The sequence below is a fragment of the Streptomyces sp. NPDC030838 genome (genome assembly GCF_055572035.1).
Window position 1 is genome coordinate 263,714 of record NZ_JBVIED010000004.1, and the last position, 25,801, is coordinate 289,514.

Genomic DNA, 25,801 nt, shown 5'->3' on the forward strand with positions numbered 1-25,801 from the left:
CGTCTGGCAGGCCATGTCCCGGCCGGGGTACCTGCTGTCGGCCTGGCCCTGGCGGGCGGCCGGATATCTGGTGAGCGGGGCGGTGCTGGGGGCCGTCGTGCTGGTGGCGCTGGTGAGTCTGGCCGTGGCCGGTGGGGTGCTGGCCGTCGTCCTGGTCGGGCTGCCGCTGCTGGTGGGGCTGGCGCTCGCCGGGATTCCGGTGGCCTGGGCGGAGCGAGGGCGGCTGCGGCTGGTCGACCGGGAGCCGATGGAGCGGTGGCATCGGGAACCGGGTGCCGCCGGGCTGTGGGCGTGGCTGACGACCCGGCTGCGGGAGCGGGCGACCTGGCAGGAGCTGGGCTACGCGCTGCTCTACGCGGGCCTGTTGTGGCCGGTGGACGCGCTGCTGGTCACCGGGGGGCTGCTGGTGCCGGTGGCGGTGACCGCGACGCCGCTGCTGATGGCCACCGTCGGGGACGGGCGGGAGGCCAAGGTGGTCAAGCTGTGGACGGTGACCGGCTGGCCCGCGGCGTGCGCCGTCGCCGTACTGGGGCTGCTGCTGATGGCCGCGGGCGGGTATCTGCTGGGCGTCGCGGCGGGCGCGCGGGCCGGGCTGGCGCGGTTGCTGCTCACCTCGCGGGAAGGGGAGTTGGACGCCCGCGTGGTCGAACTGACGCGGTCCCGGGTGCGGTTGGTGGACGCCTTCGAGGCGGAGCGCCGGCGGATCGAACGGGATCTGCACGACGGGGCCCAACAGCGGCTCGTCGCCCTGACGATGACGCTGGGTCTGGCCCGCCTCGACGCCCCGCCCGGACCGCTCGCCGACCAGCTCGCGCGTGCGCACGAGGAGGCGGGGCAGGCGCTGGCGGAGTTGCGGGAGCTGATCCACGGCATCCACCCCAAGGTGCTCGCCGACTACGGGCTGGGCGCGGCGGTCGCGGACGCCGCGGACCGGTCGGCGGTGCCGGTGGAAGTGGAGCTGGAGCTGCCGGGGCGGCTGCCGGAGGCGGTGGAGGCCGCCGGGTACTTCGTGGTGTGCGAGGCGCTGGCCAACGTGGCGAAGCACAGCGGGGCGGAACAGGCGCAGGTGCGGGGCGGATACGAGGAGGGGCGGCTGTGGCTGGAGGTGTGGGATGACGGATGCGGTGGGGCGGAAATCTCCTTGAGCCCCGCGCGGGGAACGGGCGGGAGCGGGCTGACCGGGCTCGCGGACCGGGTGTCGGTGCTCGATGGCAGACTCGGGCTGTCCAGTCCGCCCGGCGGGCCGACCCTGTTGCGTGTGGAGATCCCTTGCGAGCTGAGCGAGCCGACCGGCCCCTGCGCGTAGTGCTGGCCGAGGACAGCGTGCTGTTGCGGGAGGGCCTGGTGGGGCTGCTCACCCGGTTCGGGCACACGGTGGTGGCGTCGGTCGGGGACGCGGAGGCGCTGGTCGCGGCGGTCGAGGAGCACGCGCCCGACATCGTCGTGACGGATGTCCGCATGCCGCCCGGCTTCCAGGACGAGGGGCTGCACGCGGCCGTGCGGCTGCGCGAGACGCGGCCCGGGCTGCCGGTGCTGGTACTCAGCCAGTACGTGCAGCGGGCGTACGCCGCCGAACTGCTGGACTCCGGGGACGGCACCGGCGTCGGCTATCTGCTGAAGGACCGGGTCGGGCAGGTCGAGGAGTTCGTGGACGCGCTGTGCGAGGTGGCGGCCGGCGGCACGGTCGTCGACCCCGAGGTCGTACGGCAGTTGCTGCGCCGCCGCCGCGATCCGCTGGAGCGGCTGAGCCCGCGCGAGCGGGAGGTGCTGGCGCTGGTCGCGCAGGGGAAGTCCAATGGCGCCATCGCCCGGGAGCTGGTGGTGTCCGAGGCCGCGGTCGGCAAGCACATCGGGTCCATCCTGACCAAGCTGGATCTGCCGCCGGCGGAGGAGACGCATCGGCGGGTGCTCGCGGTGCTGGCGTTCTTGCGGGCGTGAGCCTCGGGGTTCTGCGGGAGGGGCGGCCGGGTTCTCCAGGAGTGGAGCGGTGGCCGGGTTTTCTCTGGGAGAGCTGACCGGTTTCTCTGGGAGAGCTGACCGGTTTCTCTGGGAGGGGTGACCGGTTTCTCTGGGAGGGGTGACCGGTTTCTCTGGGAGGGGTGACCGGGTTTTCCACAGCTGTGGAGTTGTCCACAGGGGCTGACGCGGTGCCGCCGGGCGGTTGTACGGTCGGCACGAACTGATGTCGGGGCGGGTGCTGTGAGGACACGGGGGAGGCGGTCGGTGTGACCGAGCCGGCGGAGCGGGTGGAAGGCGCTGCGGGTAGGCGGTTGCCCCGGGTGCGGGGATTCGCCGAGTGGCCCGCGCAGGGTTCGCCCAAGGAGGAGGGCAAGGCGCTGCGGGAGCGGGTGCCGCGACGGGCGCACGCCCTGCTCGGCCTCGACGGCTCCCGCCCGGACGCGGTGAGCGCCGTCGAGGAGTCCAGCCGCGACCGCATACCCGAGCTGGCGCCGCTCCGGGTCGGCCGGATGGCGGCCACGCCGTTCGCCTTCCTGCGGGGCTCGGCGGGACTCATGGCGTACGACCTCGCGCGCACCCCCGTGACCGGGATGGGCGCCCAGATCTGCGGTGACGCGCACGCGGCGAACTTCGGTCTCTACGGCGACGCGCGCGGCGGCCTGGTCATCGATCTGAACGACTTCGACGAGACGGTGCACGGGCCCTGGGAGTGGGACCTCAAGCGGCTCGCCGCCTCGCTGGTGCTGGCGGGCCGGGAGGCGGGCGCCGACGAGGACACCTGCCGCGCGGCGGCCCACGACGCGGTGGGCGCGTACCGCCGCACCATGCGGCTGCTGGCGAAGCTGCCGGTGCTGGACGCGTGGAACGCCATCGCGGACGAGGAGCTGGTCTCCCACACCGACGCCCACGATCTGCTCGGCACCCTGGAGCGGGTCTCGGAGAAGGCGCGGGCCAACACCAGCGGACGGTTCGCGGCGAAGTCGACGGAGCCGGCCCCGGACGGTGGACGCCGGTTCGTGGACGCGCCGCCGGTGCTGCGCCGGGTCCCGGACGCGGAGGCGGCGGCGGTCGCGGCGGCGCTGGAGGAGTACGCGACGACGCTCTCCGAGGACCGGCTGCCGCTGCTGGCCCGGCACGCCGTGCACGATGTGGCGTTCCGCGTGGTGGGGACGGGGAGTGTGGGCACCCGCTCGTATGTCGTCCTGCTTCTGGACCATCGCGGGGAGCCGCTGGTGCTCCAGGTGAAGGAGGCGCGGCCGTCGGCGCTCGTGCCGCACCTGGCGACCGCCGGATTCGAGACCCCGCCTGTGGACCACGAGGGCCGACGGGTCGTCCTCGGCCAGAAGCGCATGCAGGTCGTCAGCGACATCCTGCTCGGCTGGACGACGGTCGACGGCCGGCCCTTCCAGGTCCGCCAGTTCCGCAACCGCAAGGGCAGCGTCGACCCCGCCGCCCTCGCCGCCGACCAGATCGACGACTACGCCCGTATGACCGGCGCCCTCCTGGCCCGCGCCCACTCCCACAGCGCCGACCCACGCCTGATCGCCGGGTACTGCGGCAAGAACGAGGAACTGGACGAGGCGATGGCCACGTTCGCCGTCACCTACGCCGACCGCACGGAGGCGGACCACGCGGAACTGGTGGCGGGAGTGCGGGCGGGGCGGGTGGCTGCGGAGGTGGGGGTCTGAGGTCGGCTTGGCCTGGAGTCACCGGAGGGGGAGGGGAGGGGGGAGGGGGGAGGGGAGGGGCCCCAGGCTCAGGCTCCGGGCCCCGGGTCGGCTGTCGAGGGTGTGGCCTACGCTGGGCGGGTGAGCACCCCGGAAGCTGAGCAGCCGCAGTCCGTGTCGTCCGACGGTGCCGAGGCACGGCCCGAGGAGCGGCTGGAGCGGGCCGTGCGGGCGGCCGAGCAGGCGCTGATCGAGTTCGAGATCGCGGTGGAGACGTTCCGCGTCGAGGTGGAGAACTTCTCCCGGCTCCACCATCAGCGGCTCGGCCCGATGTACGCCCGCCTGGAGGAGCTGGACGCGGAGATCGCCGAGGCCAGGGCCGCCCGGACCGGCGATCCCGAGGATCTGCGCGCGGCGCGTGAGCTGCGTGCCCGGGTGATGCCGATGCCGTCCGTGGAGGAGCTGTTCCATGGATGGATGGACGGCCACGGTCTGTTCCCCGAGGCCTCCGCGATGCTCACGGACCAGCCGGTACGGCCCCCGCAGCGGGTGCGCCCCAGCGAGGAGGCCCGCCGGCTCTATCGCGAGCTGGCCCGCAAGGCCCACCCGGACCTGGCCCAGGAGGAGGGCGAGCGGGCGCGGCGCGAGGAGTTCATCACCCGCGTGAACGCCGCCTACGGCCGGGGCGACGAGGCGCTGCTGAAGGAGCTGGCCGAGGAGTGGGCGGCCGGCCCGGTGCCCCAGGAGCAGCGGCCGAGCCGCAGTGAGGAGCTGTACGCCCGGCTGGACTGGCTCGCCCGGCGCAAGGAGCTGCTCACGGTGGTCGCGCGGGAGCTGGAGGAGAGCGCGATCGGCTCCATGCTGAAGCTGGCCCCGGACGACCCCGACCGGCTCCTCGACGAGATCGCCGACCAGCTGCTGGCCGAGGTCGCCCGGCGAGAGTCCGAGCTGGCGGAGCTGCGGGCGCAGGGCTGAGCGAGGGGAGGGCCGGGCGGGCTGAGCCGCCGTGCTCCAGATGGGGCTGAACCGCCGTGGGCCGAGTGAGGCTGAGCCGCCGTGGTCCGGGCGGGCTGAGCCGCCGTGGGCCGGCGGGGCTGAGCCGCCGTGGGCCGGGCAGGGCCGGCACTGCGCTGTCCGGTCCGGTGTTCGGGTAGCGTCGGAGGCATGAACTTCGGAGCTGGAGTGCCCACGGTCCAGGTCACCGACCTGAAGGACGACGACTTCCTGCTGGACGTCCGCGAGGACGACGAGTGGCAGGCGGGTCACGCCGAGGGAGCGCTGCACATCCCCATCAGCGAGTTCGTGGCGCGCTACGGCGAGCTGACCGAGGCGGCCCCGCAGGACGGCCGCGTCAACGTCATCTGCCGCTCCGGCGGCCGCTCGGCCCAGGTCACCATGTACCTCGCCCAGCAGGGCATCGACGCCGTGAACGTCGACGGCGGCATGCAGGCCTGGGAGGCGGCGGGCCGTCCCGTCGTGACCGACCAGGGGCAGCCGGGCTACGTGCTGTAGCCGAGGCGTTCCCGCTCGGCCGGTTCTCACTCAGCCGAGCGGGTGCGCCGCCAGCAGGTCCCCCAGGGCGTCCTCGTGCGCCGCCGCCGGGCCGAGGGAGAGCTCCAGGTGCTTGGCCCAGGCGTGGTAGCGGTGCAGCGGGTAGTCGACGTCGGCGCCGAAGCCGCCGTGCAGATGCTGCGCCGTCTGCACGACGCGGCGGACACCCTCCGCCGCCCAGATCTTGGCGACGGCGACGTCCCCGGAGACCGGCAGCGCACCCCGCGCCCCGGTGCCGATCCGCCACGCAGCCTGCCACAAGGTCGCCTCCATCGCGCGCAGGTCGATGTACCGGTCGGCGGCCTGCACGGCGACGGCCTGGAAGGTGGCCAGCGGGTGCCCGAACTGCTCCCGCTTGCCGGTGTACTCGGCGGTCATGCGCAGCACCCGCTCTCCGAGCCCGAGCGCCAGCGCGCAGGTCCCGGTGGCCAGCAGCAGCCGTAGCCACTCCCACGCCCCGTCGGCGTCGATCACGTTCCGCGCCGCGATCCGCGCGGACTCCAGCCGCAGCTCGCCCAGCCGCTCGCCGGTGGTCGAGATCTGCTCGGCGAGGACGGCGCCCTCCTGCCCCCGGGCGACGAGGGCGAGGATCTCGCGGTCGGTGCCGGTGTGCGCCGGTACGACGACGAGGTCGGCGTCGTACGCCCACGGCACCGCCGTCTGCACCCCGTCCAGCACCCAGCCGTCGCCGTCCCGGCGGGCGGTCACGGCGCGTTCGGCCGGGTCGTGGCCGGTGCGGCCGTGTGCGGCGACGGTCAGCACGACCTCACCGCGGGCCGCCCGTTCCAGCAGCTCCGCCTTCAACTCCTCGGTGCCGTAGGCCTGTACGGCCGCGGCGGCCGCGCTGCTCTCCAGGAGCGGGACCCGGGCCAGCCCCCTCGCCGACTCGCGCAGTACCAGGCACAGCGCGACCGGGTCGAGGCCCGCTCCGCCGTACTCCGCGTCGAGCAGCAGCCCGAGCAGATCCGCGTCGGCGAGCCGCGCCCACAGTGCCCGGTCGAACTCGTCGGCGACGGCGCCCCGGGTGAGCGTGGGGCTGGGCACCGCGTCCGGCACGACGTCGGCGAACACGCCCCGCGCCGCCTCGGCCGCCGCCTGCTGCTCCTCGCTGAAGGTGAAGTCCACGGTCCTGTCCTCCCGGCGGCTCCGCACTCCGCCGTCTGACGGGGTAACCGACGACGTATCTGACGGAGCGTCAAGATAGAACAGGTTCCAGTAGAAGGGAACGGAAGGGAAGGGAACGGCTCAGCGGTCGAAGTCCAGCTCCACCCGCTCCGTCACCGGATGCGACTGGCACGCCAGCACATACCCGGCCTCCGTCTCCTCCGCCTCCAGCGCGAAGTTGCGGTCCATGCGCACCTCGCCGGAGACCAGGAAGGCCCGGCAGGTTCCGCACACCCCGCCTTTGCAGGCGTACGGCGCGTCGGGCCGGTTGCGCAGCACCGTCTCCAGCAGCGACTCGCCGTCCTGCACGGGCCAGGTGCCGCCGCGGCCGTCGAGCCGGGCCGTCACCGTGCTGTGCGCGGGTGCGGAGGTGGCCGGTGCGGTGGTCGCGCCGGCGTCCACATGGAAGATCTCCTCGTGGATCCGGGCGCGCGGCACCTCAAGGTCGCGCAGCGCCCGCTCCGCGCCCTGGACCAGCCCGAACGGCCCACACAGGAACCACCCGGCGACCTCCGCCACCGGCAGCAGCGCCGGCAGCAGGCCGGTCAGCCGCTCCCGGTCGAGCCGCCCGGACGGCAGGCCCGCCTGCTGCTCCTCCCGGGAGAGCACCGTGACCAGCTGGAGCCGGTCGGGGTAGCGGTCCTTCAGATCGGCGACCTCCTCAAGGAACATCGTCGAGGCGGTCGTCCGGTCGCTGCGGATCAGACAGAACCGGGCGTCGGGCTCACGCGCGAGCAGCGTCGAGGCGATGGACAGCACCGGGGTGATGCCGCTGCCGCCGACGATCGCCGCATACAGTCCGGGCGCGGGGTCCAAGGTGAAGCGGCCGGCCGGGGTCATCACCTCCAGCTCGTCGCCGATGTTGATCTCCTTCAGCGCGTACGTCGAGAACGCGCCGCCCTCGACCATCCGCACTCCGACGCGCAGTTCCCGGGGACCGTCGCCCTCGGGTGCCGGGGAGCAGATCGAGTACGTGCGCCGGATCTCCGCACCGTCCACCGTGCGGCGCAGCGCCAGGTGCTGGCCGGGTGCGTGGCGGTACTCCTCGCGCAGCTCCGGGGGGACGGTGAGGGTCAGGGCGACGGAGTCGTCGGTGAGCCGGTCGACCGCGGCCACCCGGAGTGTGTGGAAGCGGGCCATCACAACTCCTTGAAGTGGTCGAACGGTTCACGGCAGGCGAGACAGCGGCGCAGCGCCTTGCACGCGGTGGAGGAGAACCGGCTGAGCAGCTCGGTGTCGGCGGAGCCGCAGTGCGGGCAGCGGACGGGGTCGTCCTCCGCCTGCCGGGTCCGGGTCGGGCCCAAGGCCACCGGGACCGGTCCGGCCGTCCGGTGCGCGCGCGGCGGAGCGATGCCGAACTCCCGCAGTTTGCGGCGGCCTTCGTCCGTGATGTCGTCCGTGGACCAGGCGGGTGTGAGCACCGTGCGGACGCTGACCTCGCGTATGCCGTGCTCGTGCAGCACCCGCTCTATGTCGACGGACATCGTCTCCAGGGCGGGGCAGCCGGTGTACGTCGGGGTCAGCTCGACCTCGACCGCGTCGGCGGCGCGCACATGCACCGCGCGCAGGACGCCCAGCTCCCGCAGGGTGAGCACGGGCAGTTCCGGGTCGGGGACCGACCCGGCGAGCTCCAGCAGTTCCGCCTCCAGCGGGGTGACCGTCACCATGACGCCCCCGGGTGGCTGCGGTGCAGATGCTGCATCTCGGCGAGCATCCGGCCGAACGGCTCGGTGTGCAGGCCCTGCCGGCCCGCGCCGGCCGACCACGCTCCGGTCCGCGGCCCCTCGGGCACGGTCAGGGTGGCCCGCCGCAGCACGTCTCCGACCTGCTCAAGCCAGGCGGTCTCCATCCCCGCCGAGTCGACGTCCAGGCCCTCCACCGGCTGGAACATCTCTCCGGTGTACCGCCACAGCGCGTCGCAGGCCCGCTGCATGCGCTCCCGGCTCACCTCCGTGCCGTCGCCGAGGCGCAGGGTCCACTGCTCGGCGTGGTCGCGGTGGTAGGCGACCTCCTTGACGGCCTTCGCGGCGAGGCCGGCGAAGGGGCCGTCCCCGGCGGCCAGTTCGGCGTACAGCAGGTGCTGGTACGTGGAGAAGTACAGCTGGCGGGCGATGGTGTGGGCGAAGTCCCCGTTGGGCTGCTCCACCAGCTGGAGGTTGCGGAAAGCGCGCTCCTCGCGCAGATACGCCAGCTCGTCCTCGTCGCCGGCCATCGACAGCAGCACCCGGGCCTGGCCGAGCAGGTCCAGGGCGATGTTGGCGAGGGCGACCTCCTCCTCCAGGACGGGGGCGTGGCCGGCCCATTCGCCGAGCCGGTGGGAGAGCACCAGGGCGTCGTCGCCGAGCGCGAGGGCCGCCGTGGTGGGCACGGTCGTCGTCACAGGTGCTGCACCCCCTCCGGGATCTCGTAGAACGTCGGGTGCCGGTACGGCTTGTCGGCGGCCGGTTCGAAGAACGGGTCCTTCTCGTCGGGCGAGGACGCGGTGATCGCCGAGGACGGCACGACCCAGATGGAGACGCCCTCGCCGCGCCGGGTGTACAGGTCGCGGGCGTTGCGCAGGGCCAGCTCCGCGTCCGGCGCGTGCAGGCTGCCGGCATGGGTGTGGGAGAGTCCGCGCCGGGAGCGGACGAAGACCTCCCACAAGGGCCAGTCGGTGTTGGTCATGCTCGCATCGCTCCCGTCTCGCTGTGCTTCTCCGCGTAGGCCGCGGCCGCCTCCCTGACCCAGGCGCCCTCGTCATGGGCCCGCCGGCGCTGGGCCAGCCGCTCTTCGTTGCACGGCCCGTTGCCCTTGAGCACCTCCCAGAACTCCGTCCAGTCGATCGGGCCGAAGTCGTAGTGCCCCCGCTCCTCGTTCCACCGCAGATCCGGGTCGGGCAGGGTGAGGCCGAGGGACTCGGCCTGCGGGACGCATATGTCGACGAAGCGCTGGCGCAGCTCGTCGTTCGAGTGCCGCTTGATCTTCCAGGCCATCGACTGCGCAGAGTGCTGCGACTCGTCGTCGGGCGGGCCGAACATCATCAGGGACGGCCACCACCAGCGGTCCACCGCGTCCTGCGCCATCGCGTGCTGCTCGGGGGTGCCGCGGCTGAGGGCCAGCAGCAGTTCGTACCCCTGGCGCTGGTGGAAGGACTCCTCCTTGCAGATGCGGACCATCGCGCGCGCGTACGGGCCGTAGGAGCAGCGGCACAGGGGGACCTGGTTGGTGATCGCGGCGCCGTCCACCAGCCAGCCGATGGCGCCGACGTCCGCCCAGGTCAGCGTCGGGTAGTTGAAGATCGAGGAGTACTTCTGGCGGCCCGCGTGGAGCTTGTCCAGCAGCTCGTCGCGGCTGGTGCCGAGGGTTTCGGCCGCGCTGTAGAGATACAGGCCGTGCCCCGCCTCGTCCTGGACCTTGGCCATCAGGATGGCTTTGCGGCGCAGCGAGGGGGCGCGGGTGATCCAGTTGGCCTCCGGCTGCATGCCGATGATCTCGGAGTGGGCGTGCTGGGCGATCTGCCGCACGAGCGTCGCCCGATAGGCGTCGGGCATCCAGTCGCGCGGCTCGATGCGCTCGTCGGCGGCCACGGCGGCGTCGAAGACGCGCTGGTACGTCTCCACGCTGCTCGTCTGCTGCGCGGCTGCTGTCGCCATGAGGTCCCCCTCGACCTGGGCTCCGCGAGGAGCAAGCTCCCGACCGATCGTTCGGTTCGTCGGCTTCCATGGTGAGACGGGCGCCGTAAGGTGTCAACCGCTGTGGATAACCTCGGGGACCGAAGGGGCTGTGCCCGGCGGGCCGCTCTGAGTAGCGTTCGCCTGCGGCGGCCCGGGTGCCGGCGGCACAGCGCAGACGAGGCCTCGCGGACGGGCGGGCGGAGAAGACGGACCGGAATCGGGAAACGGGGCGGGATGGACGCGCACGGCGGCGCACAGGACGCGTACGAGACAGGCGCGGCCGGTCCGGCCGACCCCGCGGCTCCCCACCCGCCGCCTCCTCCGGAAGCGCCGCACCCCCCGGAAGCCCTTCCCCCCGCCGATCCGGGCACCCCCCGCACCGGCGTCGCCGCGCTCTCCCCGCGCTACCAGATCGGTGTCGCCGTGGCCCTCGCGGTCGTCGCGGTGGCCGTCTGTGTGCACATAGGGATGGTGTTCCTGCACGTCGCGCCGTCGAACACGGTGACCAAGGCGCACGGCGAGGCGATCGACGAATGGATCTACCCGGAGTTCGAGCAGAACTGGAAACTGTTCGCGCCGAACCCGCTCCAGCAGAACATCTCCGTCCAGGTCCGCGCCCAGGTCCGCACCGCGGACGGCGACATACGCACCACCGGCTGGTACGACCTGTCCGCCGAGGACGGCCGGGCCATCGACGGCAACCTGCTGCCGAGCCACACCCAGCAGAACGAGTTGCGCCGCGCCTGGGACTTCTACACCGCCACGCACACCGGGGGTAACCAGACCGCCGCCTCGCGGGGTGCCCTCGCCGAGACGTATCTGCGCCGCATCGTCGTGCTGCGCCTGCACCGCGCGGACGCGGCCGGGCCGGGCGGCGCCGTCGAACGTGTCCAGGTCCGCTCCCGCACCACCCCGGTGCGCCCGCCGGAGTGGAGCGAGGAGCGCGTCTCGCTGAAGCCGGTCTACCGGGAGCTGCCCTGGTGGACGGTGCCGGCGGACGAGACCCGGGGAGGTGCCGCGTGAACCGCCTGGCCCTCGCGCTCTCCGGCGCCATCGCCCGCGTCACCGAGTCCGCCTTCGGCCCCTACCAGACCGCCGTGGTCCGCATCGGCTTCGCGGCGACCTGGCTGCTGTTCCTGCTGCGCGAGTTCCCGCACCGCGCGGAGCTGTACGGCCCCGACGGCCCGTGGAGCTGGAACCTCGCCGACGAGCTGATCCGGCAGAACGGCGCCTTCACCGCGCTGATGTGGTTCGACGGCCGCGCCTGGTTCGAGATCGTCTACGGGCTCGCCGTCCTGTCCGCGCTGCTGCTGATGCTGGGCTGGCGGACCCGCACGATGTCCGTGCTCTTCATGGTGGGCGTGCTGTCGCTCCAGAACCGCAGCGTCTTCATGGGCGACGGCGGCGACAACGTCCTGCACCTGATGTGCATCTACCTGGTCTTCACACGCTGCGGCCAGGTCTGGTCGCTGGACGCGCGGCGCGCCCGCCGCGCGTCGGAGGCACGCGCGCGTGGGGAGCGGTTCCCGGACCGCACCGGGCCCGCGCTGGGCGCTCTGCTGGGGCTGGCGCTGGCCGGAGTCACCGCGCTGGGCCGGCTCGACGGCGACCCGTTCGTGCCGGCGCTGCTGTGGGCCGTCCTGCTCGCACAGACGCTGTGGTGGCTGGTCGACCGCTACGCGCGGACCGCGCAGCCGCGGATCCTGCTCGACGTGATCGCCAACATCCTGCACAACGGCGCTCTGTTGGTGATCATGGCCGAGGCCTGTCTGATCTACGCTACGGCCGGCTGGTACAAGATCCAGGGCTCCCGCTGGCAGGACGGCACCGCCGTCTACTACCCGCTGCACCTGGACTACTTCTCCCCCTGGCCCGCCCTCGCCGACGCGCTGGCCGCCAGCGGCACGATGGTGATGCTGGTGACGTACGGGACGGTCCTGGTGCAGGTCGCCTTCCCCTTCACGCTGCTGCACCGGCGGGTCAAGAACGTGCTGCTCGCCGCCATGATCACCGAGCACGTGGTGATCGCCGTCGTCCTCGGGCTGCCGTTCTTCTCGCTGGCCATGATCGCCGCGGACGCGGTCTTCCTGCCGACGTCGTTCCTGCGCCGCCTGGGCGGCTGGGCGGCACACGCGCGTGGGCGTCTGCTCGCCCGCGCGGGTCGCGCCCCGGCCCCCGAGCCGCACGTCCCGGAGCAGGCAGCCCCCAGTCACGCGGGCTCCCCCGCCACGTAGGCTGCACGGCATGAACGACCCCGCGAGCCACGCCGCGGCCGGCTCCGCCGACGCCGTGACCGCCTGGCACCGGCTGGCCGGAACCTGTGTGCTGCTGGACGGCTTCCACGCCCTCAAGCACGCCGTGCGCTTCGGCGCGGAGGTCCCCGTCGCGGTGGCAGCCGACCGCCGCGCCGCGCTCGCCCTCGCCGACGAGCTGGCCCCGGACGTACGGCCGGCGCTGGACGCGCTGCTCACCGAGGTGCCGGAGGCGACGTACACCGCGCTCGTGCCGCGCCCGCATCCCACCGCCGTGGCCGCCCTCGCCGTACGGCCGTCCCGCGCGGCGAACCTCGAGAAGCTGGCGCACACCCCGCGCACTGCGCCCGTGGTCGTCCTCGACAACCCGCGCAACCTCGGCAACGCGGGCGCCGTGATCCGGCTGGCCGCCGGGTTCGGCGCGACCGGCGTGGTCACCACCGGCACCCTCGACCCCTGGCATCCCACGGTGGTGCGCGGCGGGGCCGGGCTGCACTTCGCGACCGCCGTGGAGCGGCTGACGGTGCCGGAGCTGCCGCCGGGGCCGCTGTTCGCGCTGGACCCGGACGGCGACGACGTCCGAGGCGTGCGGCTCCCGGACGACGCCCTCCTCGCCTTCGGCTCCGAGCGCAGCGGGCTCTCCGCCGAGCTGCGCGCGCGGGCCGACCATCTGCTGTCCCTGCCGATGCGCCCCCAGGTCTCCAGCTACAACCTGGCGACCAGCGTGGCCATGACGCTGTACCACTGGAGCCTCAGGGACACCCCCTAGGCCTCGCGTCGCACCTCGACCACGCGGAAGCGGTTGGCGACGAACGCTCCGTCGGTGAGGGCCGCGTTGGCCGCCGGGTTGCCGCCCGAGCCGTGGAAGTCGGAGAAGGCGGCGGTCTGGTTCACGTAGACCCCGCCGGTGAGGTTGAGGGACAGCTGGGCCGCCTCCTCCAGGCAGGCCTCCTCGACGGCCCGCTCGACCTCCTCGTCGGTGGTGTACGCGCCGACCGTCATCGCGCCCTTCTCGCGGATGGTGCGGCGCAGCAGCTCCACCGCGTCCGTCGCCGAGTCGACGGCGACCGCGAAGGAGACCGGGCCGAAGCACTCGCTCATGTAGGCGGCCTCGTCGTCCGGCTTGGCGCCGTCCAGCTTCACGATGACCGGCGTGCGGACGACCGCGTCCGGGAAGTCGGGGTTCGCGACCTCGCGGGAGGCCAGCGCGACCTCGCCGAGACCGGCCGCGGCCTCCAGGCGGGCCTTGACGTCCGGATTGACGATCGCGCCGAGCAGGGCGTTCGCGCGGGCGTCGTCGCCGAGCAGGCCGTCGACCGCGCGGGCGAGGTCGGCGACCACCTCGTCGTAGGTCTTGGGGCCCTGGTCGGTGCGGATGCCGTCGCGCGGGATCAGCAGGTTCTGCGGGGTGGTGCACATCTGGCCGCTGTACAGCGACAGCGAGAACGCCAGGTTGGACAGCATCCCCTTGTAGTCGCCGGTCGACTCCACGAGGACCGTGTTGACGCCGGCCTTCTCGGTGTAGACCTCCGCCTGGCGGGCGTTGGCCTCCAGCCAGTCGCCGAAGGCGGTGGAGCCGGTGTAGTCGATGATCCGGATCTCGGGGCGGGTGGCGAGCGTCTTGGCGATGCCCTCGCCGGGCCGCTCGGCGGCCAGCGCCACCAGGTTCGGGTCGAAGCCCGCCTCGGCGAGCACCTCCCGGGCGGTCTTCACCGTCAGCGCGAGCGGCAGCACCGCGCGGGGGTGCGGCTTGACCAGGACCGCGTTGCCGGTGGCGAGGGAGGCGAACAGGCCCGGGTAGCCGTTCCACGTGGGGAAGGTGTTGCAGCCGATGACCAGCCCGACGCCGCGCGGGACCGGCGTGAACCGCTTGGTCAGCGCCAGCGGGTCGCGCTTGCCCTGGGGCTTGGTCCACTCCGCGGTGTCGGGGGTGCGGACCTGCTCCGCGTACGCGTACGCCACCGCCTCCAGGCCGCGGTCCTGGGCGTGCGGGCCGCCCGCCTGGAAGGCCATCATGAACGCCTGGCCGGAGGTGTGCATGACCGCGTGCGCGAACTCGTGCGTCCGGTCGCTGATCCGCTTCAGGATCTCCACGCACACCACGGCGCGCAGCTCCGCGCCCGCGTCCCGCCAGGCGCGCTGACCGGCCTGCATCGCGGGCAGCAGCACGTCGATGTCCGCGTGCGGATACTCGACGCCCAGCTCGATGCCGTACGGCGACACCTCGCCGCCCACCCAGTCGTCGGTGCCGGGCTGGCCGAGGTCGAGGCGGCTGCCCAGGAGGGCGTCGAAAGCGGCCTTGCCCGCCGCCGCGTCCAGGCTGCCGTTCTCCCCGTAGGCCTTCGGGTGTTCGGGGTGCGGGGACCAGTACGCGCGGGTGCGGATGGCCTCCAGCGCCTGGTCCAGGGTGGGCCGGTGCTGGGCGATCAGCTGGTGCGCGGTGAGTTCGGCGGCCATGCGGGACCAACTCCTCGTCTCAAGAGCTCCTCGTCGAGCTCATGACCTGGACAAAGACATGGGCAGGAAAAGGCAGACAGAGTTAGAGTAACCGAACGATCGGTCGGGACAAGGGGGTCCGCCGCATCTGTGGAAAACCCCGTGCGGGAGGATCGCGCTCATGACAGCACTCGACCTCAGCAGCCCCGTGGCCGTCGTCGGCACCGGCACCATGGGTCAGGGCATCGCCCAGGTGGCGCTCGTCGCGGGCCACCCCGTACGGCTCTACGACGCCGTCCCCGGGCGCGCCCGGGAAGCGGCCGCCGCGATCGGCGCCCGCCTCGACCGGCTCGTCGAGAAGGACCGGCTCACCGGCGCCGACCGGGACGCCGCCCGCGCCCGGCTCACACCCGCCGACAACCTCGCCGAACTCGCCGACTGCGCCCTGGTCGTGGAGGCGGTCCTGGAGCGGCTGGACGTCAAACAGGAGCTCTTCCGCGCGCTGGAGGACATCGTCGCCGACGACTGTCTGCTCGCCACCAACACCTCGTCCCTGTCGGTGACGGCCATCGGCGGCGCCCTGCGCAACCCCGGCCGCTTCGTGGGCCTGCACTTCTTCAACCCCGCGCCGCTGCTGCCGCTCGTCGAGGTCGTCTCCGGGTTCGCCACCGACGTCACCTCGGCCACGCGCGCGTACGAGACGGCCCGCGCCTGGGGCAAGACGCCGGTCGCCTGCGCGGACACCCCCGGCTTCATCGTCAACCGCATCGCCCGGCCGTTCTACGCCGAGGCCTTCGCGGTGTACGAGTCGCAGGGCGCCGACCCGGCCACCATCGACGCGGTGCTGCGCGAGTCGGGGGGCTTCAGGATGGGCGCGTTCGAACTGACCGATCTGATCGGACAGGACGTCAACGAGTCCGTCACGCAGTCGGTGTGGCAGGCCTTCTTCCAGGACGTGCGCTTCACCCCGTCGCTCGCCCAGCGCCGCCTCGTCGAGTCCGGCCGGCTCGGCCGCAAGAGCGGGCAGGGCTGGTACGACTATCCGGATGAGACGGGTGCGGCGGAACGCCCGGACCCGCACACCGCGGAGGCCGCCCAGCCGCCCGCGTACGTCGTCGCGGAAGGCGATCTGGGCCCCGCGGCCGAGCTGCTGCCGATGATCCGCGAGGCGGGCATCCAGGTCCGCGAGGAGGACGAGGACAACGGCACCCGCCTGGTGCTGCCGAGCGGCGGCCAGCTCGTCCTCGCCGATGGGCAGACCTCGGTGGAGTTCCGCGACGTCGTCTACTTCGACCTCGCCCTCGACTACCGCAAGGCCACCCGCGTCGCCCTGTCCGCCTCCCAGGACACCTCCCCGCAGACCCTCGCCGAGGCCACCGGCCTCTTCCAGGCGCTCGGCAAGAAGGTCAGCGTCATCGGCGACGTCCCCGGCATGATCGTGGCCCGCGCGGTGGCCCGGATCATCGACCTGGCGTATGACGCCGTCGCCAAGGGCGTGGCCACCGAGGAGGACATCGACACCGCGATGCGCCTGGGCGTCAACTACCCCCTCGGGCCCTTCGAATGGAGCCGCCGCCTCGGCCGCGGCTGGGCCTACGCCCTTCTCGACGACCTGCATCTGCGCGACCCGTCCGGCCGCTACGCGCCGTCCCTCGCGCTGTACCGCCACGCGTACGCCACCGACAAGCGGGAGGGCAGCACGTCATGACCACGGCCAAGCGCGACACGTACACCCCGGAGACCCTGCTGTCGGTCGCCGTGCGGGTCTTCAACGAGCGCGGCTACGACGGCACCTCCATGGAGCACCTGTCCAAGGCGGCGGGCATCTCCAAGTCGTCGATCTACCACCATGTCGCCGGCAAGGAGGAGCTGCTGCGGCGGGCCGTCAGCCGGGCGCTGGACGGGCTCTTCGGGATCCTCGACGAGGAGCACGCGCGCGTGGGGCGCGCCGCCGACCGCCTGGAATACGTCGTCCGGCGCATGGTCGAGGTGCTGATAGCCGAACTGCCGTACGTCACCCTGCTGCTGCGGGTGCGCGGCAACACCGACACCGAGCGCTGGGCCCTGGAGCGCCGCCGCGACTTCGACCACCGGGTCGCCGAGCTGCTGAAGGCGGCGGCGGCCGACGGGGACGTACGCGGCGACGTGGAGGTCCGGCTGGCCACCCGGCTGGTCTTCGGAATGATCAACTCCATCGTGGAGTGGTACCGGCCGGACGGCCGCGGCGCCGGCGAGCGCGAGGTGGGCGACGCGGTGGTGCGGCTGGTCTTCGACGGGCTGCGCCGGGCGGAGTGAGGGCGGTCCCTTCTTCCGGGCCTTCGGGCTGTTGGGGATCGCCTGGGTTGTGACGGACCGCGCGGCGCCGCTCAGCCCTGCGGCTCCAGATCCTCCTCCTCGAACACCAGCAGGGTGCGGGTGCTGAGGACCTCCGGGATGGCCTGGAGGCGGGTGAGGACCAGTTCGCGCAGGGCCCGGTTGTCGGGGGTGTGCACCAGCAGCAGGACGTCGAAGTCGCCGCCCACCAGGGCGATGTGCGAGGCGCCGGGCAGCTGCCGGAGCTGTTCGCGGACCGTGCGCCAGGAGTTCTGGACGATCTTCAGGGTGATGTACGCCGACGTGCCCTGCCCGGCGCGCTCGTGGTCGACGCGCGCCCCGAAACCGCGTATGACGCCGTCCTCGACGAGCCGGTTGATGCGCGCGTAGGCGTTGGCGCGCGAGACGTGCACCCGCTCGGCGACGGACCGTATGGAGGCGCGGCCGTCCGCCTGGAGCATGCGCAGGATGTCCTGGTCGATCGCGTCGAGGGGGCGGGGTGGCGGCAACGGGGCGCCGGTGCCGGCGGCCTCGGCCATTTGTTCAGGTGCCATGTCCCCCCGCCTCCCTACCATGGACGTACTGCGTTCATCTCAAGCTGTGCAGAACCGTTTGTCCACAGCCTGGACCCGCCTGTAGCCAAAATGTGCCGTCGACCGAACAATCGGTAGGTGAGGCGTGTCACAGACGCCACGCCTCTGGAAGCCACTCCCACGAGGAGGTGCCGTCATGACGGTCATGGAGCAGCGGGGCGCGTACCGGCCCACACCGCCGCCCGCCTGGCAGCCCCGAACCGACCCCGCGCCGCTGCTGCCCGACGCGGAGCCGTACCGCGTCCTCGGCACCGAGGCGGCGGCCAAGGCCGATGCGGAGCTGCTGCGCACGCTCTACGCCCAGCTGGTCCGCGGCCGCCGCTACAACGCGCAGGCCACCGCCCTCACCAAGCAGGGCCGGCTCGCCGTCTACCCGTCCAGCACCGGACAGGAGGCCTGTGAGGTCGCCGCCGCGCTCGCCCTCGAGGAGCGCGACTGGCTCTTCCCCAGCTACCGCGACACCCTCGCCGCCGTCGCCCGCGGCGTGGACCCCGTCGAGGCCCTGACCCTGCTGCGCGGCGACTGGCACACCGGCTACGACCCGTACGCCCACCGCGTGGCCCCCCTGTGCACCCCCCTCGCCACCCAGCTCCCGCACGCCGTCGGCCTCGCCCACGCCGCCCGGCTCAAGGGCGACGACGTGGTCGCGCTGGCCATGGTCGGCGACGGTGGCACCAGCGAGGGCGACTTCCACGAGGCGCTGAACTTCGCCGCCGTCTGGCAGGCCCCGGTCGTCTTCCTGGTCCAGAACAACGGCTTCGCGATCTCCGTCCCGCTCGCCAAGCAGACCGCCGCCCCCTCCCTGGCCCACAAGGCCGTCGGGTACGGCATGCCGGGCCGCCTGGTCGACGGCAACGACGCGGCGGCCGTGCACGAGGTGCTCACCGACGCCGTACGGCACGCCCGCGCGGGCGGCGGCCCCACCCTCGTGGAGGCCGTGACGTACCGCGTCGACGCCCACACCAACGCGGACGACGCCACCCGCTACCGCACCGACGACGAGGTCGAGACCTGGCGCGCGCACGACCCGATCCAGCTGCTGGAGCGGGAGCTGACGGATCGCGGCCTGCTCGACGAGGCCGCGATCCAGGCCGCGCGGGACGACGCCGAGACCATGGCCGCCGACCTGCGCGCCCGCATGAACCAGGACCCCGTGCTCGACCCCATGGACCTCTTCGCCCACGTCTACGCCGAACCCACCCCCCAACTGCGCGAACAGCAGGCCCAGTTGCAGGCGGAGCTGGTGGCCGGACAGGATCAGGAAGGGGACCGCCGATGACCACCGTCGCCGTCAGGCCGGCCACCATGGCGCAGGCCCTCACGCGCGCGTTGCGCGACGCCATGGCCGCCGACCCCGACGTCCACGTCCTCGGCGAGGACGTCGGCACGCTCGGCGGGGTTTTCCGCATCACCGACGGACTCGCCAAGGAGTTCGGCGAGGACCGCTGCACCGACACCCCGCTTGCCGAGGCCGGCATCCTCGGCACGGCGGTCGGCATGGCGATGTACGGGCTCCGCCCGGTCGTCGAGATGCAGTTCGACGCCTTCGCCTACCCCGCGTTCGAACAGCTGATCAGCCATGTCTCCCGGATGCGCAACCGCACCCGCGGGAAGATGCCGCTGCCGATCACCATCCGCGTGCCCTACGGCGGCGGCATCGGCGGCGTCGAGCACCACAGCGACTCCTCCGAGGCGTACTACATGGCGACTCCGGGGCTCCATGTCGTCACGCCCGCCACCGTCGCCGACGCCTACGGCCTGCTGCGCGCCTCGATCGCCTCCGACGACCCGGTCGTCTTCCTGGAGCCCAAGCGGCTGTACTGGTCGAAGGACTCCTGGAACCCGGAGCAGCCCCAGCACGTTGAACCGATCGGCCGCGCGGTCGTGCGGCGCTCCGGCCGGAGCGCCACGCTGATCACGTACGGCCCGTCGGTACCCGTGTGCCTCGAAGCCGCAGAGGCCGCGCGGGCCGAGGGGTGGGACCTCGAAGTCGTCGACCTGCGCTCCCTGGTGCCGTTCGACGACGAGACGGTCTGCGCCTCGGTACGGCGGACCGGGCGGGCGGTCGTCGTCCATGAGTCGGGCGGGTTCGGCGGGCCGGGCGGGGAGATCGCGTCCCGGGTCACCGAGCGCTGCTTCCACCACCTGGAGGCGCCGGTGCTGCGTGTGGCCGGATTCGACATCCCCTATCCGCCGCCCATGCTGGAGCGGCATCATTTGCCCGGCGTCGACCGGATCCTGGACGCCGTGGCGCGTCTGCAATGGGAGGCCGAGAGCTGATGGCACAGGTGCTGGAGTTCAAGCTCCCCGACCTCGGCGAGGGGCTCACCGAGGCGGAGATCGTGCGCTGGCTGGTGCAGGTCGGCGACGTCGTCGCCGTCGACCAGCCGGTCGTCGAGGTCGAGACGGCCAAGGCGATGGTCGACATCCCCTGCCCCTACGCCGGTGTGGTCACCGCCCGCTTCGGCGAGGAGGGCACCGAACTGCCCGTCGGGGCACCCCTGATCACCGTCGCGGTCGGCGCCCCGGCCCCCGACACCGCCGCCCCGGCCGGCGACACCCCCGCCCCCGGCCGCCCGGCCGAGAGCGCCGCCGCCGAGGCGTCGGACGCGAGCGAGGGCTCCGGCAACGTCCTCGTGGGCTATGGCACGGGCGCGCCCCCGGCCCGCCGCCCGCGGGTCCGCCCCCAGCCGCCGGGAACGGCCACGCGCCCGCCGGCTTCCGAGCCCGCACCGGCCGCCCCCGCTCAGGACACCTCCGCGGCCACCCCCTCGGCGCCCGCCGAGGGCGACCGTGTCAACGGCGACGGCCCGGTCCCGGTGATCTCCCCGCTCGTCCGCCGGCTCGCCCGCGAGAATGGGCTGGACCTGCGGGAGCTGACCGGCTCCGGCCCGGACGGGCTGATCCTGCGCGCGGACGTGGAGTACGCGCTGCGCGCCGCTGCCGCACAGGGCGGCCGTACGACCGCGCCGCAGCCCGAGCCGCAGACGCGCGTGGCCGCCCAGCCCTCCGCGGCCTCGTCGGCCGTCTCCGGCGGCACCCGCGTCCCCCTCAAGGGCGTGCGCGGCGCCGTCGCCGACAAGCTGTCCCGCAGCCGGCGCGAGATCCCGGACGCCACCTGCTGGGTGGACGCCGACGCGACCGAGCTGATGCGGGCCCGGACCGCGATGAACGCGGCCGGCGGACCGAAGATCTCCCTGCTCGCCCTGCTGGCCCGGATCTGCACCGCCGCGCTCGCCCGGTATCCGGAGCTGAACTCCACCGTCGACCTGGCGGCCCGCGAGGTCGTCCAGCTCGACCACGTCCACCTCGGCTTCGCCGCGCAGACCGACCGGGGCCTCGTCGTCCCCGTCGTGCGGGACGCGCACGCCCGCGACGCCGAGGGGCTGACCGCGGAGTTCGCCCGGCTGACCGAGGCGGCCCGGGCCGGGACCCTGACGCCCGGGGAACTGACCGGCGGCACCTTCACGCTGAACAACTACGGCGTGTTCGGCGTCGACGGCTCCACGCCGATCATCAACCACCCCGAGGCGGCCATGCTCGGCGTCGGCCGGATCGTCCCCAAGCCGTGGGTGCACGAGGGCGAGCTGGCGGTCCGCCAGGTCGTCCAGCTCTCGCTCACCTTCGACCACCGCGTCTGCGACGGCGGCACGGCCGGCGGCTTCCTGCGCTATGTCGCCGACTGCGTCGAACAGCCGGCGGTGCTGCTGCGCACCCTGTGACGCCCGCCCACCCGGCACGATCGTCCGCCACCCTTGTCCACATGCTGTGCACAGGGGTGGCAACGATCTTTCCGGCGCTCATACTCGGGGCATGACCTCGCACGCGCCCCCCGCCGCCCACGACCCGGCCGTCCATGACGCCGTCGTGCTCGCCGGCGGGGCCGCGCGACGGCTCGGCGGCGCCGACAAGCCCGCCGTACGCGTGGGCGGCCGGGCCCTGCTGGACCGGGTCCTCGCCGCCTGCGCCGATGCCCGCACCACCGTCGTCGTCGCCGACCCCCGCCCCACCGCGCGGCCGGTGACCTGGGCACGCGAGGACCCGCCCGGCGGGGGCCCGCTCGCCGCGCTCGACGCCGGACTGCGGCACACCGCCGCCGAGCACGTCGTGGTGCTCTCCGCGGATCTGCCGTTCCTCGCCGCGGGCACGGTACGGCGGCTGCGGGCTGCGCTGGCCGAGAGCGGCGCCGACGGCGCGCTGCTCACCGACGCCGACGGCCGCGACCAGCCGCTCGTCGCCGCCTACCGGGCCCCCGTACTGCGCCGCGAGCTGGCCGCGCTCACCGCCGCGCACGGCACGCTCACCGGCCTGCCGCTGCGCCGGCTGACCGGCGCGCTCGACCTCACCCGCGTCCCGGATCCGGTCGCCTCCTTCGACTGCGACACCTGGGACGACATCGCCACCGCAAGGGCACGCATCAGGGAGCATGGGCACGTGTTGGATGAATGGATCTCCGCAGTCAAGGACGAGCTGGGCATCGACCTCGACGTCGACACCGGTGTCCTGCTCGATCTGGCCCGTGACGCCGCCCACGGGGTGGCACGTCCCGCGGCCCCGCTGACCACCTTCCTCGTCGGCTACGCCGCCGCCCGCGCCGGCGGGGGCCCCGAGGCCGTCGCCGAGGCCTCCCGCAAGGCCGCCGCCCTGGCCCAGCGCTGGGCGGACGAGGAAGCCGCCGCCGGATCCGGCACGCGCCCGGACGCCGGATGACCGCCCCCGGCATCCGGGCCGACGAGGACGCCGACGACCTCGACGTCGAGGAGGCTCTGGCCCTCGTGAACCGACCCCACGGGCGCCCGCACGGCGACCACGTGCCCGCACCCTCCCCCCAGGACGCGTCCGCCACCCCCCAGGGCACGGGCCCGGCTGCCTCCCCCAGGCAGGACGCCCACCACCGCGCCACGCCGTGGCCGGAGGCCCGCGCGACCGCGGAGCGGGCCGGACAGTCCGCCCGCGCGACCGCGGAGCGGGCCGGAAACTCCGCCCGCGCGACCGCCGAGAAGGCCGGACAGTCCGGCGTGGCGCAGAGCACCGCCGACGACGCTCCCGCCCCCCGCCGGTCCCCCGCCTCCGTGCCCCTCGACGCCGCCCTGGGCCTGGTCCTCGCCGCCCCGCTGGCGGCCCTCACCGACCTGCCCTCCTTCGACACCTCCGCGATGGACGGCTGGGCCGTCGCCGGCCCCGGTCCCTGGGTGCTGCGCGACGAGGGTGTGCTGGCCGGGCACGCCGAGCCCGCCCGGCTCGCCGACGGCGAGGCGGTCCGCATCGCCACCGGCGCCCGGATCCCGCCGGACACGACGGCCGTCCTGCGCAGCGAGCACGGCCTCACGGACGACAAGGGACGCCTTCACCCCACACGGGACGTGAGCCACGGCCAGGACATCCGCCCCCGCGCCCAGGAGTGCCGCAGCGGCGACCAGCTCCTCCCGGCCGGCACGCTCGTCACGCCCGTCGTCCTCGGGCTCGCCGCGGCCGCCGGATACGACACCCTCGCGGTCGTCCCCCGCCCGCGCGTCGACGTCCTGGTCCTCGGCGACGAACTCCTCACCGAGGGCCTGCCGCACGACGGTCTGATCCGCGACGCCCTGGGCCCGATGCTGCCACCCTGGCTGCGCGTGCTCGGTGCCGAGGTCACGGCGGTCCGCCGGATCGGCGACGACGCCGAGGCGCTGCACCGGGCGATCACCGGCAGCGAGGCGGACCTGGTCGTCACCACCGGTGGCACCGCGGCGGGCCCTGTCGACCATGTCCACCCCACGCTGCGCCGCATCGGCGCGGAGCTGCTGGTCGACGGCGTCAAGGTGCGCCCGGGCCACCCGATGCTGCTGGCCCGCATCCGGGAGGAGCAGTACCTGGTCGGCCTTCCCGGCAACCCGCTCGCCGCGGTTTCAGGTCTGCTCACCCTCGCCGAGCCGCTGCTGCGCGCCCTGGCGGGGCGCCCGGCGCCGGAGCGGTACGCGCTGCCGCTGAAGGACGGGGCGCACGGGCACCCGTACGACACCCGGCTCATCCCCGTGACCCTGCGCGGCGACCGGGCCGTGCCGCTGCACTACAACGGCCCGGCCATGCTGCGCGGCGTCGCGGCGGCCGACGCGCTGGCGGTCGTACCGCCGGGCGGGGCCGAGCCGGGGCAGGAGACGGAGATCCTCGACCTGCCGTGGGCGACGGCCGGGATCGGCGGGTATTTCCTCTAGGCGGGCATCCAGGGACCGGCTGGGCGCGGCTGGGCGGGCATCCAGGGACCGGCCAGGCGGGCATCCAGAGGACCGGCCGCTGTTTCACGTGAAACAACAGCCCGGGCCACCGCGACTACTCGCCGTTCTCCGCGACCGGCCGGCTCACCGCGATCACCCGGTCCCCGGTCTGCAGCCGCGTGTGCCAGCCGGTCGTGTAGTCCAGCCGCCTCCGGTCGCGTACGACGGCCAGGACCAGGTCCTCGCACTCGCGGGGGGTGCGGCCGATCTCCTCCGGTGCGACGGGCCGCTCGATGAGGTCGAGGCCGCTGCCGAGGGTCATCAGATCCTCCAGTGCCCGGGCCGCCGGCGGGCTGGCCATGAAAGTGCCGAGCATGCGCCCGGCCGAGCTGGAGCTGGTCACCACGGTGTCCGCGCCGCTCTGCTTGAGCAGCGGCACGTTCTCGTCCTCCCGGACGGCCACCACGATCGTGGCGCGCCGGTTCAGCTGGCGGGCGGTCAGGGTGATCAGCGTGGCCGTCTCGTCCCGCTGCGGGGCGACGATCACCTGGGAGGCGCGCTGCAGCTCCGCCTTGAGCAGGGTCTCGGAGAGCGTGGCGTCTCCGGTGATCGCCACCAGGCCGTCGTCGCCGGCCGCGGTCGTCGCCTTGCGCTGGGCGTCCACGACGACGATCCGTTCCTTGCCGACGCCCTGCCCGACCAGCGTTTGCATGGCGTGGCGGCCCTTGGTGCCGTAGCCGATGAGCACGATGTGGTTCCGGGTCCGGGAGCGCCAGCGGTGGATGCGGACCTGCTGTCGGGTGCGTTCGGTGAGGACCTCCAGGGTGGTGCCGACCAGGATGATCAGGAACAGCACGCGCAGCGGGGTGATGACGAAGATGTTGGTGAGCCGCGCGGCGTCGCTGACCGGGGTGATATCGCCGTATCCGGTGGTGGAGAGGGTGACGGTGGCGTAGTACGCCGCGTCGACGAGGTCGACGGAACCGTCGGAGTTGTCGGTGTAGCCCTCGCGGTCGAAGTAGACGATCACGATCGTGACGACCAGTACCACCAACGCCATGATCAGGCGTTTGATCACCTGCTGCAGGGGCGGTACGACGGTCTGCGTGGGCATCGTGATGGCGCGGCCCGCCTCGGCATCCTCGCGGGCCTCCAAACGCGAGCGGTACCAGAGGGACCTGAGGAGAGTCGCCCCTTTCCGCTGGGAGTGCGGCTGTTCGTCGCCCTTCATCGTGTGGCCCCCTGTGACGCTGATCCGGACAGTCGGCACCATGGTTCCTGACGCGCACCCGTCCGTCACAACCCACACGCCTGGAGGCCTGTCTTGCGGGACCACACCGTCGTCGTCGGCTTCGGTACGAAGGGCCGGTCGGCGATCCGCGCCGTCTGCGCCGCGGGGCTGCGCAAGGAGCGGGTCGTCGTCATCGACCCCAGCAGCAAGGCGGTCGACGCCGCGACGGCCGAGGGCTATGCGGCGGTGCTCGGCGACGCCACGCGCAGCGAGGTGCTGAAACGGGCCGAGGTGCAGCGGGCGGGTCAGATCATCATCGCCACCCAGCGCGACGACACCGCCGTGCTGGTGGCGCTGACGGCCCGGCAGCTCAACGCCGGGGCGAAGATCGTGGCCGCGGTGCGCGAGGAGGAGAACGGGCCGCTGCTGAAGCAGTCCGGCGCGGACGAGGTGATCACCAGCGCGGGGGCGGCCGGACGGCTGCTGGGCCTGTCCGTGCTGAGCCCGGCGGCGGGCCTGGTGATGGAGGACCTGATCCGGCAGGGCAGGGGCCTCGACATCGTCGAACGGCCCGTCACCCGGGCCGAGGTGGGCCTGAGCCCGCGTGAGACGCCCGACCTGGTGGTGAGCGTGGTCCGCGGGCACCGGGTGCTCGGCTACGACGATCCGGCCGTCGGACGGCTGGAGCTGACGGACCGGGTGATCACCATCGTGCCGGCGGCCGAGCCGGAGGAGACCCGGCCCGACCTGCCACCCCCCATGCGGCACTGAGCTTCCGCGCCGCCCAC

At 73.5% G+C, this 25,801-nt stretch carries 24 protein-coding genes and 1 pseudogene; 16 read left to right on the forward strand and 9 right to left on the reverse strand.

The annotated features are described in order from the left end of the window. Positions 1-13: 13 nt before the first annotated feature. From ACZ42A_RS14435 to ACZ42A_RS14455, 5 genes are all read left to right on the forward strand, one after another. On the forward strand, positions 14-1,306 hold the full coding sequence (locus ACZ42A_RS14435; RefSeq protein ID WP_468527691.1) for a sensor histidine kinase: 1,293 nt from the start codon (positions 14-16) through the stop codon (positions 1,304-1,306). Beyond that, positions 1,306-1,938 carry a response regulator gene (locus tag ACZ42A_RS14440; protein ID WP_468527692.1) on the forward strand — a complete coding sequence of 211 codons (633 nt, stop codon included), beginning with the start codon at positions 1,306-1,308 and terminating at the stop codon, positions 1,936-1,938. The genes ACZ42A_RS14435 and ACZ42A_RS14440 overlap by 1 nt, the downstream gene beginning before the upstream one ends. Before the next feature lie 287 nt (positions 1,939-2,225). Beyond that, complete coding sequence (locus ACZ42A_RS14445; protein ID WP_468527493.1) at positions 2,226-3,647, forward strand: DUF2252 domain-containing protein; 1,422 nt, start codon at positions 2,226-2,228, stop codon at positions 3,645-3,647. Positions 3,648-3,767: 120 nt separating this feature from the next. After that, complete coding sequence (locus tag ACZ42A_RS14450; protein ID WP_468527494.1) at positions 3,768-4,601, forward strand: hypothetical protein; 834 nt, start codon at positions 3,768-3,770, stop codon at positions 4,599-4,601. Positions 4,602-4,808: 207 nt separating this feature from the next. Next, positions 4,809-5,138 carry a rhodanese-like domain-containing protein gene (locus ACZ42A_RS14455; RefSeq protein WP_468527693.1) on the forward strand — a complete coding sequence of 110 codons (330 nt, stop codon included), beginning with the start codon at positions 4,809-4,811 and terminating at the stop codon, positions 5,136-5,138. A gap of 30 nt (positions 5,139-5,168) precedes the next feature. On the opposite strand, the gene ACZ42A_RS14460 is transcribed toward ACZ42A_RS14455, so the two are convergent. From ACZ42A_RS14460 to paaA, 6 genes are all read right to left on the reverse strand, one after another. Further along, positions 5,169-6,302 carry an acyl-CoA dehydrogenase family protein gene (locus ACZ42A_RS14460; protein WP_468527495.1) on the reverse strand — a complete coding sequence of 378 codons (1,134 nt, stop codon included), beginning with the start codon at positions 6,300-6,302 and terminating at the stop codon, positions 5,169-5,171. 120 nt (positions 6,303-6,422) lie between these two features. Further along, the gene (locus tag ACZ42A_RS14465; RefSeq protein ID WP_468527496.1) at positions 6,423-7,481 is read right to left on the reverse strand and encodes a 2Fe-2S iron-sulfur cluster-binding protein; all 1,059 of its coding nucleotides are present in this window, start codon (positions 7,479-7,481) and stop codon (positions 6,423-6,425) included. Further along, complete coding sequence (gene paaD, locus ACZ42A_RS14470) at positions 7,481-8,008, reverse strand: 1,2-phenylacetyl-CoA epoxidase subunit PaaD (RefSeq protein WP_468527497.1); 528 nt, start codon at positions 8,006-8,008, stop codon at positions 7,481-7,483. The genes ACZ42A_RS14465 and paaD overlap by 1 nt, the downstream gene beginning before the upstream one ends. Then, the gene (gene paaC, locus ACZ42A_RS14475; RefSeq protein ID WP_468527498.1) at positions 8,002-8,721 is read right to left on the reverse strand and encodes a 1,2-phenylacetyl-CoA epoxidase subunit PaaC; all 720 of its coding nucleotides are present in this window, start codon (positions 8,719-8,721) and stop codon (positions 8,002-8,004) included. The genes paaD and paaC overlap by 7 nt, the downstream gene beginning before the upstream one ends. Further along, positions 8,718-9,005, reverse strand: a complete 288-nt coding sequence (paaB, locus tag ACZ42A_RS14480) for a 1,2-phenylacetyl-CoA epoxidase subunit PaaB (protein WP_468527499.1) — start codon at positions 9,003-9,005, stop codon at positions 8,718-8,720. Before paaB ends, paaC begins: the two co-directional genes overlap by 4 nt. Further along, positions 9,002-9,973: a 1,2-phenylacetyl-CoA epoxidase subunit PaaA gene (gene paaA, locus ACZ42A_RS14485; protein ID WP_468527500.1), complete on the reverse strand. Its 972-nt coding sequence runs from the start codon at positions 9,971-9,973 to the stop codon at positions 9,002-9,004. The genes paaB and paaA overlap by 4 nt, the downstream gene beginning before the upstream one ends. A gap of 255 nt (positions 9,974-10,228) precedes the next feature. Here paaA and ACZ42A_RS14490 point away from each other — a divergent pair, with 255 nt between their 5' ends. The 3 genes from ACZ42A_RS14490 to ACZ42A_RS14500 are packed head-to-tail and all read left to right on the forward strand — an operon-like array spanning position 10,229 to position 13,015. Then, positions 10,229-11,017, forward strand: a complete 789-nt coding sequence (locus ACZ42A_RS14490; RefSeq protein WP_468527501.1) for a DUF5819 family protein — start codon at positions 10,229-10,231, stop codon at positions 11,015-11,017. Continuing rightward, a complete protein-coding gene (locus ACZ42A_RS14495) occupies positions 11,014-12,228 on the forward strand; it encodes an HTTM domain-containing protein (protein ID WP_468527502.1) in 1,215 nt (404 codons plus the stop codon). The genes ACZ42A_RS14490 and ACZ42A_RS14495 overlap by 4 nt, the downstream gene beginning before the upstream one ends. Positions 12,229-12,238: 10 nt before the next feature. Continuing rightward, positions 12,239-13,015, forward strand: a complete 777-nt coding sequence (locus ACZ42A_RS14500) for a TrmH family RNA methyltransferase (protein ID WP_468527503.1) — start codon at positions 12,239-12,241, stop codon at positions 13,013-13,015. On the opposite strand, the gene paaN is transcribed toward ACZ42A_RS14500, so the two are convergent. Next, positions 13,012-14,703 carry a phenylacetic acid degradation protein PaaN gene (gene paaN, locus ACZ42A_RS14505; protein WP_468527504.1) on the reverse strand — a complete coding sequence of 564 codons (1,692 nt, stop codon included), beginning with the start codon at positions 14,701-14,703 and terminating at the stop codon, positions 13,012-13,014. The two genes, ACZ42A_RS14500 and paaN, sit on opposite strands and share 4 nt — an antisense overlap. 160 nt (positions 14,704-14,863) lie before the next feature. Between paaN and ACZ42A_RS14510 the strand changes: the two genes are divergently transcribed. Continuing rightward, positions 14,864-16,390 carry a 3-hydroxyacyl-CoA dehydrogenase gene (locus ACZ42A_RS14510; RefSeq protein ID WP_468527505.1) on the forward strand — a complete coding sequence of 509 codons (1,527 nt, stop codon included), beginning with the start codon at positions 14,864-14,866 and terminating at the stop codon, positions 16,388-16,390. Further along, positions 16,387-16,977 carry a TetR/AcrR family transcriptional regulator gene (locus tag ACZ42A_RS14515; protein WP_468527506.1) on the forward strand — a complete coding sequence of 197 codons (591 nt, stop codon included), beginning with the start codon at positions 16,387-16,389 and terminating at the stop codon, positions 16,975-16,977. The genes ACZ42A_RS14510 and ACZ42A_RS14515 overlap by 4 nt, the downstream gene beginning before the upstream one ends. A gap of 71 nt (positions 16,978-17,048) precedes the next feature. Here the strand turns inward: ACZ42A_RS14515 and ACZ42A_RS14520 are convergent, their stop codons facing one another. Beyond that, entirely contained in the window at positions 17,049-17,549 is a 501-nt protein-coding gene (locus tag ACZ42A_RS14520; RefSeq protein ID WP_468527507.1) for an Lrp/AsnC family transcriptional regulator, read from the reverse strand. A gap of 175 nt (positions 17,550-17,724) precedes the next feature. On the opposite strand from ACZ42A_RS14520, the gene pdhA reads away from it, so the two are divergent. The 5 genes from pdhA to ACZ42A_RS14545 all read left to right on the forward strand — a co-directional run bounded on the left by pdhA (position 17,725) and on the right by ACZ42A_RS14545 (position 23,782). Beyond that, positions 17,725-18,867 carry a pyruvate dehydrogenase (acetyl-transferring) E1 component subunit alpha gene (pdhA, locus tag ACZ42A_RS14525; protein ID WP_468527508.1) on the forward strand — a complete coding sequence of 381 codons (1,143 nt, stop codon included), beginning with the start codon at positions 17,725-17,727 and terminating at the stop codon, positions 18,865-18,867. Then, a complete protein-coding gene (locus tag ACZ42A_RS14530) occupies positions 18,864-19,868 on the forward strand; it encodes an alpha-ketoacid dehydrogenase subunit beta (protein WP_468527509.1) in 1,005 nt (334 codons plus the stop codon). Before pdhA ends, ACZ42A_RS14530 begins: the two co-directional genes overlap by 4 nt. Continuing rightward, positions 19,868-21,310 carry a dihydrolipoamide acetyltransferase family protein gene (locus ACZ42A_RS14535; protein WP_468527510.1) on the forward strand — a complete coding sequence of 481 codons (1,443 nt, stop codon included), beginning with the start codon at positions 19,868-19,870 and terminating at the stop codon, positions 21,308-21,310. The genes ACZ42A_RS14530 and ACZ42A_RS14535 overlap by 1 nt, the downstream gene beginning before the upstream one ends. A gap of 91 nt (positions 21,311-21,401) precedes the next feature. Beyond that, entirely contained in the window at positions 21,402-22,298 is an 897-nt protein-coding gene (locus ACZ42A_RS14540; protein ID WP_468527511.1) for an NTP transferase domain-containing protein, read from the forward strand. After that, entirely contained in the window at positions 22,295-23,782 is a 1,488-nt protein-coding gene (locus ACZ42A_RS14545; RefSeq protein ID WP_468527512.1) for a molybdopterin molybdotransferase MoeA, read from the forward strand. Before ACZ42A_RS14540 ends, ACZ42A_RS14545 begins: the two co-directional genes overlap by 4 nt. A 115-nt stretch (positions 23,783-23,897) precedes the next feature. Here ACZ42A_RS14545 and ACZ42A_RS14550 read toward each other — a convergent pair whose 3' ends face one another. Continuing rightward, positions 23,898-25,013, reverse strand: a complete 1,116-nt coding sequence (locus ACZ42A_RS14550) for a potassium channel family protein (protein ID WP_468527694.1) — start codon at positions 25,011-25,013, stop codon at positions 23,898-23,900. 81 nt (positions 25,014-25,094) lie between these two features. On the opposite strand from ACZ42A_RS14550, the pseudogene ACZ42A_RS14555 reads away from it, so the two are divergent. Further along, positions 25,095-25,784, forward strand: a pseudogene (locus tag ACZ42A_RS14555) (potassium channel family protein); the annotation flags it as partial. Positions 25,785-25,801: the final 17 nt, after the last annotated feature.

What these genes read in the sequence shown, in the direction of transcription:
- ACZ42A_RS14530 (WP_468527509.1), top strand. Translation starts at nt 18,864, where the DNA reads ATGACCACCGTCGCCGTCAGGCCGGCCACCATGGCGCAGGCCCTCACG.
- ACZ42A_RS14490 (WP_468527501.1), top strand. Translation starts at nt 10,229, where the DNA reads ATGGACGCGCACGGCGGCGCACAGGACGCGTACGAGACAGGCGCGGCC.
- paaB (WP_468527499.1), bottom strand. Translation starts at nt 9,005, where the DNA reads ATGACCAACACCGACTGGCCCTTGTGGGAGGTCTTCGTCCGCTCCCGG.
- ACZ42A_RS14545 (WP_468527512.1), top strand. Translation starts at nt 22,295, where the DNA reads ATGACCGCCCCCGGCATCCGGGCCGACGAGGACGCCGACGACCTCGAC.
- ACZ42A_RS14550 (WP_468527694.1), bottom strand. Translation starts at nt 25,013, where the DNA reads ATGAAGGGCGACGAACAGCCGCACTCCCAGCGGAAAGGGGCGACTCTC.
- paaN (WP_468527504.1), bottom strand. Translation starts at nt 14,703, where the DNA reads ATGGCCGCCGAACTCACCGCGCACCAGCTGATCGCCCAGCACCGGCCC.
- paaD (WP_468527497.1), bottom strand. Translation starts at nt 8,008, where the DNA reads ATGGTGACGGTCACCCCGCTGGAGGCGGAACTGCTGGAGCTCGCCGGG.
- ACZ42A_RS14435 (WP_468527691.1), top strand. Translation starts at nt 14, where the DNA reads ATGTCCCGGCCGGGGTACCTGCTGTCGGCCTGGCCCTGGCGGGCGGCC.
- ACZ42A_RS14540 (WP_468527511.1), top strand. Translation starts at nt 21,402, where the DNA reads ATGACCTCGCACGCGCCCCCCGCCGCCCACGACCCGGCCGTCCATGAC.
- ACZ42A_RS14520 (WP_468527507.1), bottom strand. Translation starts at nt 17,549, where the DNA reads ATGGCACCTGAACAAATGGCCGAGGCCGCCGGCACCGGCGCCCCGTTG.
- ACZ42A_RS14535 (WP_468527510.1), top strand. Translation starts at nt 19,868, where the DNA reads ATGGCACAGGTGCTGGAGTTCAAGCTCCCCGACCTCGGCGAGGGGCTC.
- paaA (WP_468527500.1), bottom strand. Translation starts at nt 9,973, where the DNA reads ATGGCGACAGCAGCCGCGCAGCAGACGAGCAGCGTGGAGACGTACCAG.
- ACZ42A_RS14500 (WP_468527503.1), top strand. Translation starts at nt 12,239, where the DNA reads ATGAACGACCCCGCGAGCCACGCCGCGGCCGGCTCCGCCGACGCCGTG.
- ACZ42A_RS14510 (WP_468527505.1), top strand. Translation starts at nt 14,864, where the DNA reads ATGACAGCACTCGACCTCAGCAGCCCCGTGGCCGTCGTCGGCACCGGC.
- ACZ42A_RS14515 (WP_468527506.1), top strand. Translation starts at nt 16,387, where the DNA reads ATGACCACGGCCAAGCGCGACACGTACACCCCGGAGACCCTGCTGTCG.
- pdhA (WP_468527508.1), top strand. Translation starts at nt 17,725, where the DNA reads ATGACGGTCATGGAGCAGCGGGGCGCGTACCGGCCCACACCGCCGCCC.
- ACZ42A_RS14465 (WP_468527496.1), bottom strand. Translation starts at nt 7,481, where the DNA reads ATGGCCCGCTTCCACACACTCCGGGTGGCCGCGGTCGACCGGCTCACC.